The 15,791-nt window shown below is 60.3% G+C and carries 10 protein-coding genes and 1 riboswitch; of the genes, 3 read left to right on the forward strand and 7 right to left on the reverse strand.

Annotation, left to right across the window (positions count from 1 at the left end):
- Positions 1 to 415 precede the first annotated feature (415 nt).
- The 3 genes from metF to ahcY are packed head-to-tail and all read right to left on the reverse strand — an operon-like array spanning position 416 to position 3,595.
- Positions 416 to 1,261, reverse strand: coding sequence for a methylenetetrahydrofolate reductase [NAD(P)H] (metF, locus tag NDI87_RS11640; RefSeq protein ID WP_296275386.1), 846 nt, complete (start codon positions 1,259 to 1,261; stop codon positions 416 to 418).
- Between the two features lie 47 nt (positions 1,262 to 1,308).
- On the reverse strand, positions 1,309 to 2,136 hold the full coding sequence (locus NDI87_RS11645) for a TlyA family RNA methyltransferase (protein WP_296275387.1): 828 nt from the start codon (positions 2,134 to 2,136) through the stop codon (positions 1,309 to 1,311).
- Positions 2,137 to 2,143: 7 nt separating this feature from the next.
- A complete protein-coding gene (ahcY, locus tag NDI87_RS11650; RefSeq protein ID WP_296275389.1) occupies positions 2,144 to 3,595 on the reverse strand; it encodes an adenosylhomocysteinase in 1,452 nt (483 codons plus the stop codon).
- 62 nt (positions 3,596 to 3,657) lie between these two features.
- Positions 3,658 to 3,767: riboswitch (S-adenosyl-L-homocysteine riboswitch) on the reverse strand.
- A 124-nt stretch (positions 3,768 to 3,891) separates the two neighbouring features.
- Here ahcY and NDI87_RS11655 point away from each other — a divergent pair.
- The 3 genes from NDI87_RS11655 to glgX are packed head-to-tail and all read left to right on the forward strand — an operon-like array spanning position 3,892 to position 10,694.
- Complete coding sequence (locus NDI87_RS11655) at positions 3,892 to 6,324, forward strand: glycogen/starch/alpha-glucan phosphorylase (protein ID WP_296275390.1); 2,433 nt, start codon at positions 3,892 to 3,894, stop codon at positions 6,322 to 6,324.
- A 42-nt stretch (positions 6,325 to 6,366) separates the two neighbouring features.
- The gene (gene glgB, locus NDI87_RS11660; RefSeq protein WP_296275391.1) at positions 6,367 to 8,544 is read left to right on the forward strand and encodes a 1,4-alpha-glucan branching protein GlgB; all 2,178 of its coding nucleotides are present in this window, start codon (positions 6,367 to 6,369) and stop codon (positions 8,542 to 8,544) included.
- Positions 8,532 to 10,694, forward strand: a complete 2,163-nt coding sequence (gene glgX / locus NDI87_RS11665; RefSeq protein ID WP_296275392.1) for a glycogen debranching protein GlgX — start codon at positions 8,532 to 8,534, stop codon at positions 10,692 to 10,694. Before glgB ends, glgX begins: the two co-directional genes overlap by 13 nt.
- Here glgX and malQ read toward each other — a convergent pair.
- From malQ to NDI87_RS11685, 4 genes are all read right to left on the reverse strand, one after another.
- On the reverse strand, positions 10,691 to 12,208 hold the full coding sequence (malQ, locus tag NDI87_RS11670; protein ID WP_296275393.1) for a 4-alpha-glucanotransferase: 1,518 nt from the start codon (positions 12,206 to 12,208) through the stop codon (positions 10,691 to 10,693). The two genes, glgX and malQ, sit on opposite strands and share 4 nt — an antisense overlap.
- 59 nt (positions 12,209 to 12,267) lie before the next feature.
- The gene (glgA, locus tag NDI87_RS11675) at positions 12,268 to 13,716 is read right to left on the reverse strand and encodes a glycogen synthase GlgA (RefSeq protein WP_296275395.1); all 1,449 of its coding nucleotides are present in this window, start codon (positions 13,714 to 13,716) and stop codon (positions 12,268 to 12,270) included.
- A gap of 12 nt (positions 13,717 to 13,728) precedes the next feature.
- On the reverse strand, positions 13,729 to 15,003 hold the full coding sequence (gene glgC / locus NDI87_RS11680) for a glucose-1-phosphate adenylyltransferase (RefSeq protein ID WP_296275396.1): 1,275 nt from the start codon (positions 15,001 to 15,003) through the stop codon (positions 13,729 to 13,731).
- A gap of 29 nt (positions 15,004 to 15,032) precedes the next feature.
- On the reverse strand, positions 15,033 to 15,791 hold a 759-nt coding region (locus tag NDI87_RS11685; protein ID WP_296275397.1), incomplete at its 5' end, for an alpha-D-glucose phosphate-specific phosphoglucomutase.

Here is a 15,791-nt window from a genome sequence, read left to right on the forward strand (position 1 = left end):
CGCCCACGCTTATCGGCTGTATATTTTTAATGATCTAGAAGCAGCTTTAACACCGCTTCTTGTTTGCTTCACCGTGATCAGCGAAGCCTTGTATTCTAGCACGCCTTTTTTGCGTTTTTCTTAGAAATTTTTAGGATTTCTAAGAAAAATTTCACTGACCTTGATCAGAAAAGCAAAGCCAACTGGTTGACCTTGCACTGTGCGACTAAATACCCGAGCCTCAAATCATACCACTTATGATTTTCAATTTTCGTTAAAATTCTGCTGTCAGAAAAACAATCCCGCTTGCCCCCATATGCACAACCCACCGGCAGAAAAACCGCGACGCGGAGCGCTCGCAATCCATGATTTCTTGTCTTACATGGGTGAGTGGTGACATTGCACGTCTTGAGAGGGTGCATGGACACCAAGTCGGTTATGCCGCCAGCCCCAGCCGCTGGCAAATCTCAAGCGTAGCGACACTCTGATTCATGCTGTAAAAATGCAGACCGGGTGCGCCCCCGGCGCGGAGCTGCTCACACAAATCCGTTACGACATCCAGACCAAAAGCCTTGATCGATGCAGTGTCGTCGCCAAACCCCTGCAAACGCAGCCTGATCCAGCGCGGAATCTCGGCGCCGCAGGCGTCACTGAAGCGCATCAGCTGCGAAGAACTGGCGATCGGCATGATGCCTGGCACCACGGGAATTTGCACGCCCAGCGCATCCGCGTCCTCGACAAACCGGAAATAGGCATCCGAATTGTAAAAATACTGGGTAATGGCCGAATTTGCTCCAGCCCCCACCTTGACGGCAAAGGCCTTCAAGTCGCTCTCGGGGGTTCTGGCCTGCGGATGGATTTCGGGATAGGCTGCCACTTCAATGTGAAAATCATCCGGCATCTCTGCGCGAATGAAGGCCACCAAATCGCTGGCGTAATGGAACTCACCACCCGTGCCATAACCACTCGGCAAGTCACCCCGCAAGGCCACCAGGCGCTTCACGCCCATGGCTTTCAGTGTGGCCAATTGCTCGCGCACCCGCTCACGCGTGGCACCGATGCAGGAAAAATGCGAGGCGGCACTCACCCCCTCGCTCAGAATGTCACGCACTGTGCTGAACGTGCCCTCTTGGGTGGAACCGCCGGCACCGAAAGTCACCGAGCAAAACTCGGGCTTTAGCGCATAAAGCTGGTGGCGCACAATGCGCAGCTTCTCGGCGCCCTCAGGCGTTTTGGGCGGAAAGAACTCAATGCTGACGGGGAAACGTGAGATGGAAGACATAACAGTGTTCTGAAGTGTTGAAGACAGCGCTGTCGCACTTTGCGTCGCTACGGCCTGTCCCGCAAAATGGCGGCAATGAAAAACTCGCGGTTACCGTCTCCCCCGGTGATCGGTGAGTCAAACCAGTGGGTCACTTGCAGATCCAGTTCGGCACAGGCTTCACGCAGGCGCAGTTCAACGATGCGGTACATATCAGCATCTTTCACTATGCCGCCCTTGCCAACCTGGCCCGGCTGCAATTCAAACTGGGGTTTGACCAATGACAACAATGCGCCGCCAGCTTTAAGAAGCGGCACCACGGCCGGCAACACCAGCGTCTGGGAGATGAACGACAGGTCGGTCACGATCAAGTCAAACTCGGGGACGAAATCAAGCGCCGCGTCGTCCTCTGATTGTTCCAGCTCAAATTGGCCTTCAGTCCCGGTACTTTCTTCGTAGGCAGCCACCAGGTCGGAGGCCTTCAAGGCACGTGCATTGACACCTTCGACGCACAACACGCGGGGGTCTGCGTGCAGACTGGGGTGCAACTGGGCGCTGCCCACATCCACACCCACGACAAAAACAGCCCCTTGTTGCAGCAGACAATCGGTGAAGCCGCCCGTGCTTTGGCCCACATCGAGGCATTGAAAACCGGACACAGACAGCCCCACGCGCTTGAGTGCCGCCTCCAGCTTGAGGCCACCGCGTGACACGTAACGCGCCTCCGAATCATCGAGCAGACGCACTGGCGCGTCTTCTGGCACCTCATCACCATTCTTGGCCACACGCCGCCAGCCATCACCTTGCTGCCACTCCACGCCCCCGGCAATCAGGCGCTGGGCCTGGGAACGGGTGCTGGCCAGGCCACGCTGCACCAGCAGTTGGTCAATACGCATGGGGTCCTTAGTAACGGTAAGAGTCAGCTTTGTAGGGGCCGGCCTTGCTCACGCCAATGTAGGCGGCTTGCTCGTCGGTCAATTCGGACAGTTGCACGCCCACTTTTTTCAGGTGCAGGCGCGCCACCTTTTCGTCCAGATGTTTGGGCAACACATAAACCTGCCCTACCTTGTAGCTCTTGGGCTTGGTGAACAGCTCAATCTGCGCGATGGTCTGGTTGGCAAAGCTGGAACTCATGACAAAGCTGGGGTGGCCGGTGCCACAGCCCAGGTTCACCAGGCGGCCTTTGGCCAGCAGGATGATACGTTTGGCCGGTGTCTTGCCTTTGGCCGGGAAGATGACATGGTCCACCTGGGGTTTGATTTCTTCCCACTTGCACTTGGACAGTGACGCCACGTCGATTTCATTGTCGAAGTGGCCGATATTGCAAACAATGGCCTGGTCTTTCATCGCCGCCATATGTTTGTAAGTAATGACGTTGAGGTTACCGGTCGCGGTCACAAAAATATCGCACTTGTCTGCAGCGTATTCCATGGTGACCACTTTGAAGCCTTCCATGGCCGCTTGCAGCGCGTTGATCGGGTCGATCTCGGTCACCCAGACTTGGGCGCTGAGCGCGCGCAAGGCCTGGGCGCAGCCCTTGCCGACATCACCGTAACCGGCCACGACGGCCACCTTGCCCGCAATCATCACGTCGGTGGCGCGTTTGATGCCATCCACCAAAGACTCGCGGCAGCCGTACAGGTTATCGAACTTGCTCTTGGTCACCGAGTCGTTGACGTTGATGGCGCGCAGCATCAGTTCGCCCTTGGCGGACATGTCATTCAAGCGGTGCACGCCGGTGGTGGTTTCTTCGGTGACACCAATGATGTGCTTGATGCGGCGGCTGTACCAAGTGGGGTCCACTTTCAGCTTGGCCTTGATGGCAGCAAACAGACAGGTCTCTTCTTCGCTGCTTGGGTTGTCCAGCAGCTTGGGATTTTTCTCGGCTTTGGTGCCCAAATGCATCAACAACGTGGCATCGCCGCCATCGTCCAGAATCATGTTCGGGCCTTCTGTCGCAGTGCCCTTCTTGCCACCAAACTCAAAGATGCGGTGGGTATAGTCCCAGTAATCGGTCAGGCTTTCACCCTTGTAGGCGAACACGGGGGTGCCCGTGGCCACCAAGGCGGCAGCGGCGTGGTCTTGCGTTGAATAAATATTGCATGATGCCCAGCGCACCTGTGCGCCCAGCGCTTGCAAGGTCTCGACCAACACGGCGGTCTGGATCGTCATGTGCAGGCTGCCAGTGATGCGGGCGCCTTTGAGCGGCTGCTCTTTGGCAAATTCTTCACGAATGGCCATCAGACCCGGCATTTCGGTCTCGGCGATGTTCAACTCTTTGCGACCCCAGTCGGCGAGGCCGATGTCGGCAATGATGAAGTCGTTTGTTTTGGCAGTTTTTGATGCAGCGCTCATGGTTCCCTCCAGAAATTAAAGTTCAAACCGCTGCCTGGAAGGGAAAAACTCACCTCACATGCAGTGGGTGAGCGCCGTTGTGAAGCGCCGGGATTTTTACCACGGCGGGTTCCAAGCCTCACTCAGCACCCGGGTTGAGCCCCTGGCGTGAGCTGCAACGCTCCTCGGAATGGACCCAATTATAGAGTCGCACCAAGACCTGTTGCGTGCAACAGGAAACAGCGCTGTAAAACATAGTCTTTTGAGATGCAAAATACGATCTCAGCGCCATTTCGCCAACGCCCCAAGGAACCCACTTGAACGTCTCTGCCACGCCACTCACAGCTACCCCTTTGGAGCAAATCAACACTCACCTGCTGCACACCGTTGGTGTAGCGCCAGATCGTGCCTCGGCCAGCGACCTGATGCAGGCCACGGCCCAAGTGGCACGCGCTCAGCTCTCCAGGCGCTGGGTCACCACGCAGGAGCAGGAACGGACGCAAAAGGCCCGGCGCGTGGTCTATCTGTCAATGGAATTTTTGATGGGGCGCACCCTCTCGAACGCCTTGGCCGCACTTGACCTGACCGAAGGTGCTGCCAAGGGCTTGGCACAACACGCCCAAAAGCTGGAAGAAATTGCCAGCCGTGAACCCGACGCAGCCTTGGGCAATGGCGGCCTGGGTCGCCTGGCCGCCTGCTTTCTGGACTCCATGGCCACCTTGGGACTACCCTCGTTAGGTTATGGCATTCGTTACGAATACGGCATGTTTGCCCAGGAAATTCAAAATGGCAGCCAGATCGAATACCCGGACTCCTGGCTCAAGGACGGGACGCCTTGGGAATTTCCACGGCCCGACCTGACCTACCCGGTTCGTTTTGGCGGCTGGGTCACGCATGAAAACGGCAAGGCAGCATGGAAACACGCCGGCGAAGTGGCCGCCAAAGCCTATGACATGGTGGTCCCGGGTCATGGCACCGAAAAAACAAGCACATTGCGCTTGTGGAAAGCGGTGGCACCGGAGCACATTGATCTGGGCGCCTTCAACACGGGCGACTATGCTCGCGCCGCCTGTGCCAAAAATGAATACGAAAACATCTCCTGGGTGCTGTACCCCAACGACAGCACGCCCGCCGGGCGCGAATTGCGCCTCAAACAAGAGTATTTCTTTGTCGCCGCCTCGATGCAGGATTTGGTGAAGCGCCACCTGGACGAACACCCCTCGCTGGACAACCTGGCCGAGCAGGTGGCCATTCACCTCAACGACACCCATCCGGCCATTGGCGTGGCCGAACTGATGCGCATTTTGTGCGACGAACACGCTTTTGACTGGGACCAGGCCTGGGCCTTGTGCTGCAAAACGTTTTCTTACACCAACCACACCCTGATGCCAGAAGCACTGGAAACCTGGCCGGTATCGCTGTTACAGCATGTGCTGCCACGGCATCTGGAAATCATTTTTCGCATCAACAAGGAATTTCTGGACCATGCTGCGCGCTTCCGTCCGGGTGACCCCGAGTTTCTGAAGCGTTTGTCGCTCATCGACGAAGTCGGCGAGCGACGAGTGCGCATGGCCCATTTGTCGGTGGTTGGCAGCCACCAGGTCAATGGGGTCTCGGCACTGCACTCGGAACTGCTGGTACACACCATTTTTTCGGACTTTGCTGCTTTGTGGCCCAGGCGTTTCACCAACATGACCAACGGTGTCACTCCCCGGCGCTGGCTGGCACAGGCCAACCCCGGCCTTTCCGCCCTGCTCGACGACACCCTGGGCAAGACATGGCGACTCGACCTGAACCAGTTAAAACGTCTGGAGGGCTGTCTGGACGATACCGCATTCACAGAGAAATTCATGGCCATCAAGCGCGCCAACAAAGTGCGTCTGGCCCACTACATTGCATCCTCCACGGGTGTTCAGGTGAGCCCTGACAGCCTGTTTGACGTGCAGGTCAAACGCATTCACGAGTACAAGCGGCAATTGCTCAACGTGCTCCATGTGGTCAGCCGTTACCAGGCCATTTTGGCCAACCCGGAAGCGTCCTGGGTGCCACGGACCGTCATTTTTGCAGGCAAGGCTGCGTCAAGCTATGTTGCTGCCAAGTCCATCATCCGCCTGATTCACGATATCGGCCTGACCATCAACAACGACCCCCGGGTAGATGACAAACTCAAACTCGTATTCATCCCCAACTATGGGGTTTCGGTGGCAGAAATCATCATGCCCGGGGCTGACTTGTCAGAGCAAATCTCAACCGCCGGCACCGAAGCCTCGGGTACCGGCAACATGAAACTGGCGCTCAACGGCGCCCTCACCATTGGCACGGACGATGGTGCCAACATTGAAATCAGGCAACAAGTGGGTGATGACAACATTTTCATCTTCGGCCTGAAAACGCCAGAGGTGCGCCAGCTCCGGATCGAGGGCTACCACCCGCTGCACCACTACGAAAACAACCCGGTCCTCAAATCGGTACTCGACGCCATCGGCGAAGGCCAGTTCTCCCCGGACGAACCTGAGCGTTACCGCGCCCTGATCAACTCGCTGGTGTGGGGCGGCGACCACTACATGTTGCTGGCCGACTATGCGTCCTATGTCGCCACCCAGGCGCAGGTGGATGCGCTTTACAGCCAGCCGGCTTTGTGGAGCCAGCGCGCCATCCGCAACGTGGCGGGCATGGGCGTGTTTTCTTCTGACCGTACCATTGCCGCGTACGCCCGGGACATCTGGCATGTTGCGCCAGACCCCAGCTGAGTCAACAATCAGACCCATTGCTTTACCCTAGAGCCGCTTGTCATGTTGCACCACCACGCCATTGAAATGATCTGCCACGCCAATCACGGCGACCCATTTTCCGTGTTGGGGCCACATGCGGCCGGCGCCGGGCAAACCGCCGTGCGTTGTTTTTTACCCCATGCCACCCAGGTCTCGGTGGTCAATGCCCAAAATGAAATTCAGGGTCTGCTCAAGCAGCGTGCCAGCGGTTTTTTTGAAGGATTGGTCAAAGCTGCGCCCGCCGAACCTTATCAATTGCAAGTGCAATGGGCCAGCGGCCAGTGCAGCCTGCTCGACGACCCCTACCGCTTTCCATTGGTGATCGGAGAAATGGATGTCTGGCTGCTCGGCGAGGGCACACATCTGCGCCCCTTTGAAGTGCTGGGTGCGCACCCAGCCACGATGCTCGGAGTGGCAGGCACGCGCTTCGCGGTCTGGGCGCCGAACGCCTCACGGGTCAGCGTGGTGGGTGATTTCAATTTTTGGGATGGTCGTCGCCACCCCATGCGCCTGCGCCGTGAATGCGGCGTGTGGGAGCTGTTTTTGCCCGGCGTGCCTATGGGTTCACTTTACAAATTCGAGATCCGCACGCAAAGCGGCGAAGTCTTGCCGGCGCGCTCCGACCCCTACGCCCTGCAAGCCGAGTTGCGCCCCGCCACCGCCAGCGTCGTCGGCCAGTTGCCGGGCAAAGTCACGCCCTCGACGCAGCGCCAGGCCGCCAACGCGCTGGACGCCCCCGTGAGCATTTACGAGGTGCATCCGGGCTCGTGGCGGCGCAAGGCAGAAGACGGCAAGCGCTGGCTCACCTGGGATGAACTCGCCGACACGCTCATTCCCTACGCGCAAGACATGGGCTTTACCCACCTGGAACTCATGCCGGTCAGCGAACATCCGTTTGACGGCTCCTGGGGCTACCAACCCATTGGCCTGTACGCACCCACCTCCCGGTTTGGCGATGCCCGTGGTTTTGGTCGTCTGGTACAGCGCTGCCATGCCGCCGGCATTGGACTGATTCTGGACTGGGTTCCCGCGCATTTCCCCAGCGACGCCCATGGCCTGGCCAACTTTGACGGCACCCATCTGTACGAGTACGCCGACCCGCGTGAAGGCTTCCACAACGACTGGAACACGCTGATCTACAACCTGGGTCGCACCGAGGTCAGCAACTTCCTGGTCGGCAACGCGCTTTACTGGCTGGAGCGTTTCGGTGTCGACGGCCTGCGTGTGGACGCCGTGGCCTCCATGCTTTACCGCGATTACAGCCGCCAAGCCGGCGAATGGATTCCCAACGTACACGGCGGACGCGAAAACCTCGAAGCCATCGCCTTCCTCAAACGCATGAACGAGGTGGTTGGTGTGGAATGCCCGCAAGCCATCACGCTGGCCGAAGAGTCCACCGCCTACCCGGCGGTGTCGCGCCCGACCTATGCCGGCGGCCTCGGCTTTCACTACAAATGGAACATGGGCTGGATGCACGACAGCCTGAGCTACATGGCACGCGACCCGATCTACCGCCAGCACCATCAGGGCGAAATGACTTTCAGCCTGGTCTATGCCTTCAATGAAAACTTCGTACTGCCGATCTCCCACGACGAAGTGGTCCACGGCAAGGGCTCGCTCTTCTCCAAGATGCCGGGTGACCGCTGGCAGCAGCTGGCCAATGTGCGCGCTTTTCTGGGCTACATGTTTGGCCACCCCGGCAAAAAGCTGCTGTTCATGGGTTGCGAATTCGCCCAGGAGCGCGAATGGAACCATGATCAAAGTCTGGACTGGCACCTGCTGGAGAACCCACAGCACGCGGGCATTCAACGCCTCACACGTGACTTGAACCGTCTGTACCAAGCCACACCCGCGCTGTACCAGCAGGACTTTGTACCGGCAGGCTTTGAATGGATTGAACACAGCGACGCCGCGCACTCGGTGCTGAGCTTTGCGCGCCACGGGCTTGACGCCAGCACCTTCACGGTGGTGGTGTGCAACTTCACGCCGCAAGTCTGGCAAGGCTACCGGTTGGGCGTGCCGCAACCGGGTCGCTACCGCGAGGTGCTCAACACCGACTCCGCCCATTACGGTGGCAGCAACGTGGGCACCCCCCTGGGCGCGGCCAGCACCGAGCATGTGCCCTGGCATGGCAAACCCTATTCCGTCTTGCTGACGCTCCCCCCACTCGCCACCGTATTTTTTGAATGGACCACCTGATCACCTACCAGTTGCAAACTGGCCACCCCTGGCCCATGGGAACCCATTTTGATGGTCACGGGGTCAACTTTGCGGTGTTTTCTACACACGCCCAGGCCATGGAGCTGTGCCTGTTCGATGCCGAGGGCAAGCAGGAACTGGCACGCCTGCCATTTCCGTGTCATACCGTCGACGTCTGGCACGGCTACCTGCCGGGCGCACAACCCGGCCTGGTCTATGGCCTGCGCGCCCATGGCCCCTGGTGGCCCGACAAGGGGCACCGGTTTGACGCCAGCAAACTGCTGCTGGATCCTTATGCACGGGAGATCGTCGGGCAATTCGACTGGCGCGATGAACACTTCACGCCTGACCGCCATTTCCCGGGACACAAGCGCGGCCATGACAACGTCGCACTGGCGCTCAAAGCGCGCGTCACGCAGGACGCGTTTGACTGGGGTGAAGACAGCGCCCCTGACATTTCCCTGACCGACACCGTGCTCTATGAATGTCATGTCAAGGGTTTCTCGAAACTCAACCCGCAGCTACCGCCTGAACTGCGCGGCAGTTATGCCGGGCTGGCCCACCCGGTCTCCATCAGCCATTTCAAGCGCCTGGGGGTGACCGCGGTCAGCCTGTTGCCGGTGCAATACAGTCTCAGCGAAGAACGCCTGGTCAGGCAGGGGCTCTCCAATTACTGGGGCTACAACACCCTCGGCTTCTTTTGCATCAACCCGCAGCTGGCCAGCAACCAGGACGGCAAGGCCGCACGCGATGAGTTCCGCAGCATGGTGCGCGCGCTGCACCAGGCCGGACTCGAGGTGATTCTGGACGTGGTCTACAACCACACCGCAGAAGCCGATGCGTCCGGACCGACCATCAACTTTCGCGGACTCGACAACGCCAGCTACTACCGCTTGTCGGCCAATGACCCCAGCCATTATGAGAACTACAGTGGCTGTGGCAACACCCTGAACCTGAGCCAGCCCAAGGTGCTGCAAATGGTGATGGACAGTTTGCGTTATTGGGTTGAAGACATGCACGTCGATGGTTTTCGCTTTGATCTGGCGCCCGTGCTGGGTCGCACCGACACCGGCTTCAGCGCCCAGGCGGCATTTTTTGTGGCCATGGCACAAGACCCGGTGCTGTCCCGCGTCAAAATGATCGCCGAGCCCTGGGACACCGGGCCGGGCGGTTATCAGGTGGGCGGTTTTCCGCGCGGCTGGCTGGAATGGAATGACAAATTCAGGGACTGCATGCGGCGATTCTGGGTTCAAGGCGCAGCCGCTGGCGATGAAATGCCCTCGGGCTGCACGCGCGGCGACTTTGCCATGCGCCTGTGTGGCTCATCTGACCTGTACCAGGAGAGGCGCCGCGCGCCGGCCAAGTCGGTGAACTACGTGGTCTCGCACGACGGTTTTACCCTGCGCGACCTGGTCAGCTACAACCAGCGTCACAACGAAGCCAACGGTGAAGACAACCGCGACGGCCACCATGACAACCTGAGCTTCAACTGCGGTATCGAGGGCCCCAGCGATGACCCCATGGTGACGGTACTGCGCGGGCGCTTGCAGCGCGTGCTGTTGGCCAACACGCTACTCTCCCAGGGAACGCCCATGCTGTGCGCCGGCGACGAATTCGGCCACACCCAGCACGGCAACAACAACCCTTACTGCCAGGACAACGCCACCACCTGGATCGACTGGTCAACGCCAGACGCCGATTTGCTGGCTTTCACCCAGCATCTGGTGGCGCTCAGGCACCAACTGCAGCCTTTTGCCAATCAGTGGTACACCGGTATCGCCAATGCCAACGGGCTCCATGACGTGTCCTGGTGGAACGCTGACGGCAGCACGCTGCAGCATGAGGTCTGGCACCATGCCACCGGCCGTACCCTGGCTTGCCTCATTGGCAAACCCGGGCGCAGCACCACCCCCTTGCTGTTGCTGTTCAACGCCGGCGCCATGCGTGAGGCTTTTGTGCTGCCACCCGGCCAATGGCAGGCGCTGCTGGACACCAGCCACATGCGGGGCCAAAGCAAGGCCCAAGGGGCGGGCGGCATGAACCTGCCCGTGGCAGCGCACAGCATGATGTTGCTGCAACAGACCAAGGCCCCTTCTGCACCAGCGAGACCACCCCACCCTGCGCCTTCATCTGCATCGCACCCCGGCTAAAACCGCAGCCGGTCAAATCCGGTACGGCCACTGGCGGCCGTGATATTGGCCAGGCACTGCGCCAGATCGGCCCCCACCCAGTCCCACTTGAAGCGCCACGACCAACAACCCATGGTTCCCGGCTTGTTCATGCGGTGCTGGCTGTCCAGCCCCAGCACATCCTGGAATTGGCACAGTGACAAACGCGCCACCGAAAAACTCGCGGCGCGCACCATGGCCCAATGCACCGCATGATGATCATCGATGCCCAGGTAATGCGTGGCAAAGGCGCGTTCATGCGGGCTGCAACTGGCCCACCAGCCGGGCACGGTGTCGTTGTCATGGGTGCCGGTATAAACCACCGTGCCGGGTTCGAAGTTGTGTGGCAAAAAGGCGTTACCCGCATCGCCTGAAAAAGCGAACTGCAGCACCCGCATGCCGGGAAAACCGGTGCGCTCACGCAGCACGCTGACCTCCAGGGTGATGATGCCAAGGTCCTCGGCAATGATCGGCAAATCACCCAGCGCCAGGGCCAGCGCCTTGAACAATGCCGCCCCCGGGCCCGGCTGCCAGCGGCCTCTGACGGCATCGGGCTCACTGGCCGGGATTTCCCAGTAATCGACAAACCCGCGAAAATGGTCAATGCGCACCACGTCAGCCAAATGCAGTTGCCGGCGCACCCGCTCAATCCACCACTGGTAGCCATCACGCGCCATGGCCGCCCAGTTGTACAGCGGGTTGCCCCAGCGCTGGCCGGTGTCCGAAAAAAAGTCGGGCGGCACACCCGCCACCACCTGCGGTTGCCCGGTGCTATCGAGTTCATACAAGTCAGGCCGGGCCCAACAGTCGGCGCTGTGGTGCGCCACAAAAATCGGCAGGTCGCCCACCAGTCGCACGCCCTTGCTGTGGGCGTAGCTTTTGACGGCCTGCCATTGCAACTCGAACTGCCATTGCACAAAGCACCAAAAATCGATTTCGCGCGCATGGCTGGTGCGGGCCTTGGCCAGCGCCACGGCGTCGCGCAGGGCCAGCGCTGACGGCCATTCGGGCCAAAGTGCCGGACGATAGGCCTGGTCCAGCGCCATAAAGAGAGCGTAATCCTCCAGCCAGGCCTGCTGACTCAAAGCCCAGGCGGCCAACTCAGACCGCTCTTGCGTTGAGGCGTGCAGCTCGAAGCCGGCAAATGCCTGACGCAGTTTTTGCAGCCGCCAGGGGCTCACCACGGCATAGTCAACGCGCTCATCGTCCCAATCGGCCTGCAGGGTTTGAGCATCGAGCCAGCCGCGCTGCACCAAAGGCTCCAGCGCCACCAGCAAAGGGTTGCCGGCAAACGCCGAGCTACCCATATAGGGCGAATCACCCGGCCCCACGGGACCCAGCGGCAGCGTTTGCCAAAGCGTCTGCCCTGCCGCGTGCAGCCAGTCAACAAAGAAATACGCATTCGGGCCAAAGTCACCCATGCCATGCGGCCCGGGCAACGAGGTCGGGTGCAATACCACCCCGGCGGCGCGCTGCGCCATCCATGAATCAGCCATGCGTCATCAGCTCCAAAAAGAAAAAATCAATGCAAGAAAGGCCGCGCCGCTCAGTCAACTCAGGCGATCAGGTGCCGGTACAGCGCCACATATTGCGCCGCCGCTTGATCCCACCCCAGTTCCTGCTGCATGGCGTGCTGGCGCACGCTGCGCCATTCTTCTTTGCGGGCATAGAGCGCCAGCGCGCGACGCACGGCGCGATCCAGCGCTTGCGGCGTGAAATCAACAAAGACAAAGCCATTGGCCGTGCCATCGGCCAGATGCTCCAGTGCGCAATCCACCACCGTATCGGCCAGCCCCCCGACCCGGTGCACCAGCGGCAAGCTGCCGTATTTGAGGCCGTACATTTGCGTCAGGCCGCAAGGCTCGAAGCGCGACGGCACCAGCGTCACATCGGTGGCCGCAAAAATCCGGTGGGCATAGGCCTCGTCATACCCGATACGCACCGACACCGCCTGCGGGTTGGCCAGCGCGCATGCCTTGAAGGCCGCTTCAAGTTTTGCATCGCCGTTGCCCAGCACCACCAGTTGCCCGCCACGGGCGATCAGGCCATCGAGCACGGCCAGCACCAGATGCAGTCCTTTTTGCTCGGTGAGACGGCTCACCACACCAAACAGCGGCGCATCGGGCTGCAGCGCCAGACCCAGTTCCTGCTGCAGTGCCGCTTTACAGCGCGCCTTGCCAGTCGTTTTTTTGGCATCAAAGCGATGGGAAATGGCGGCATCAGTGGCCGGATTCCATACCGCTTCATCCACCGCATTGAGGATGCCGCTCAGGTCGTAGGCACGCACGCGCAGCAAGCCGTCCAGCCCGCAGCCCTGCTCCGGCGTCTGGATTTCCTGCGCATAGGTCGGGCTCACCGTGGTGATGTGGTCGGCGTAATACAAACCCGCTTTCATGAACGACAACTGGCCATGAAACTCCAGGCCGTTCACTGAGAACGCCGATGTAGGCAAACCCAGATCAAAAAAATGGACCGGCGCAAACACCCCCTGATACGCCAGGTTGTGCACGGTGTACACGCTGGCCACCCGGCGGCCCCGGGCGGGCCCAAACGCTAGGTAGGCCGAGGTCAGGGCGGCATGCCAGTCATGGCTGTGCACGACGGCGGGCTGCCAGTCAGGATCGAGCCCGCACGCCAGCTGCGCCGCCACCCATCCCAGCAGCGCAAAACGCAGGTGGTTGTCGTGGTGCGGCTGGCGCTGCGCGTCCTCGTAGGGCGTGCCGGCGCGGACGTAGAGGTGCGGCGCATCGATCACATAGGCGGAGATGCCCAGGCTGCCCAGCACCCCCTGGCGCAGCAGCACGCGCTCGCCCCAAGGCGCCGTCAGCTCGGTCAAGACACTGGCCGACTGCAGGTCGTCCATGATGGGGGCAAAGCCCGGCAGCAGCACGCGCACCGTACACCCTGCGGCATTCAGGGCGCCCGGCAGGGCGCCAGCAATATCCGCCAGCCCCCCGGTTTTGAGCAACGGAAAAATCTCGGCACTGACCTGCAAAACTTTCATGAACAATTCACCTTACTTCAACCGGGCCAACATGTCGCGGGTGATCAACACCACGCCGCCTTCAGTGCGCTCAAAGCGTTGCGCATCCAGCACCGCGTCTTCGCCCACCACCATGCCTTCGGGAATTTCACAGCCACGGTCAATCACCACTTTGCGCAAGCGGCAATGGCGGTGAATGGTCACGTCGGGCAGCACCACGGCCTCGTCGATATGGCAGTCCGAATGCACCCGTACTTCGGAAAACAGCACCGAATGCGCCACAAAGGAGCCCGACACAATACAACCGCCGGACACCACGGTGTTGGCATAAGTACCATGGATGCCATCCTTGTCAGGGACAAACTTGGCGGGCGGCAATTGGCGCTGGTAGGTCCAGATCGGCCAGTCGGTGTCGTAAATATCGAGCTCGGGCACCGTGGAGGCCAGGTCAAGGTTAGCCGACCAAAACGCGTCAATCGTGCCGACATCGCGCCAGTAAGGCGCAACATCCTGAGCGCGCGAGACACAGGACAGGCCAAACGGATGCGCCAGCGCCCGGCCGTCAGCCACCGCGCGCGGGATGACGTTTTTGCCGAAGTCATGCTCGGACTGCGGATTGGCCAGGTCTTCATCGAGCAAGCGGTACAGGTAGTCTGCATTGAAAATGTAGATGCCCATGCTGGCCAGCGACACCGCATCGTTGCCCGGCATCGGCGGCGGGTCGGCGGGCTTCTCGACAAAGGCCGTGATTTGGCGCGCCTCGTCAATGGCCATCACCCCAAACGCACAGGCCTCGGAGCGAGGCACCTCAATGCAGCCCACGGTACATCCCGCACCGCGCGTCACATGGTCCTTCAGCATGATCGAGTAGTCCATCTTGTAGACATGGTCGCCCGCCAGAATAACGATGTATTGGGGTTTGCTGGAACGGATGATGTCCATGTTCTGAAAAATCGCATCGGCGGTACCACGGTACCAATGCTCCTCACCCACGCGCTGCTGGGCCGGCAGCAGGTCCACCATTTCATTGAGCTCGGCACGCAAGAAACTCCAGCCGCGCTGCAAATGGCGCATCAACGAATGCGACTTGTACTGCGTCACCACCGCCATGCGCCGAATGCCCGAATTCAGGCAATTGGAGAGGGCAAAGTCGATGATGCGGAACTTGCCACCAAAGTACACCGCCGGTTTGGCGCGGGTGTCGGTCAATTGCTTGAGTCGCGAACCGCGTCCGCCAGCCAGGATCAAGGCCACCGTGTGCCGCACCAGCTGATGGGTTTCCGGGGCTCTTTTTTCGAAATGCACCATGAAAAACTCCTCTTTGATTAATTTTTATGTCAGGTGGCCACTGTGGGGCCAGCCATGCCGGTGCGCGCCCTGATGCCAGCCACCTGTTCGGCCATCGCCGCCAGTTCAGCCATGGCCTGCTGCACCGGCTGGTCCTGCTGCGCCACATCGGCCTCATAACGCTCCAGGTACAGCCGCAGGGTGGCGCCTTCGGTGCCGGTGCCCGACAGCCGGAAAATGACGCGCGCGCCATCGTCAAAAAGCAGGCGGATGCCCTGCTGGCCCGATACCGAGCCATCCACCGGGTCGGTGTAAGAAAAATCATCGGCCAACACCACCTGGCGGAGACCAAACTTCCGTCCGGACAAGTCGGGCAAGGCGGCGCGCACATCGGCCATCAAGGTAGCAGCCGTATCCACGGCAATGCCCTCATAATCGTGCCGGGTGTAGTAGTTGCGGCCGTAGACACGCCAATGCTCACGCACCAGCGACTCGACCGAGCGGCCGGTCGCACCCTGCAAACTGAGCCAGAACAAAATCGCCCACAACCCGTCCTTCTCACGCACATGGTTGGAGCCGGTGCCATAACTTTCTTCGCCGCACAGGCTGACGCGCCCGGCATCGAGCAAGTTGCCAAAAAATTTCCAGCCGGTCGGGGTCTCGAAGCACGGCAAGCCCAGTGCCTTGGCCACCCGGTCCACCGCCGCCGAGGTCGGCATGGAGCGCGCCACCCCCAGCAAGCCGTCCTGGTAGCCCGGAATCAACCTGGCATGCGCCGTCATCAGGGCCAGGCTGTCGGAGGGCGCGAC

Origin of the sequence: Rhodoferax sp. (assembly GCF_023701345.1) — a bacterium.
Classification (GTDB): domain Bacteria; phylum Pseudomonadota; class Gammaproteobacteria; order Burkholderiales; family Burkholderiaceae_C; genus Rhodoferax.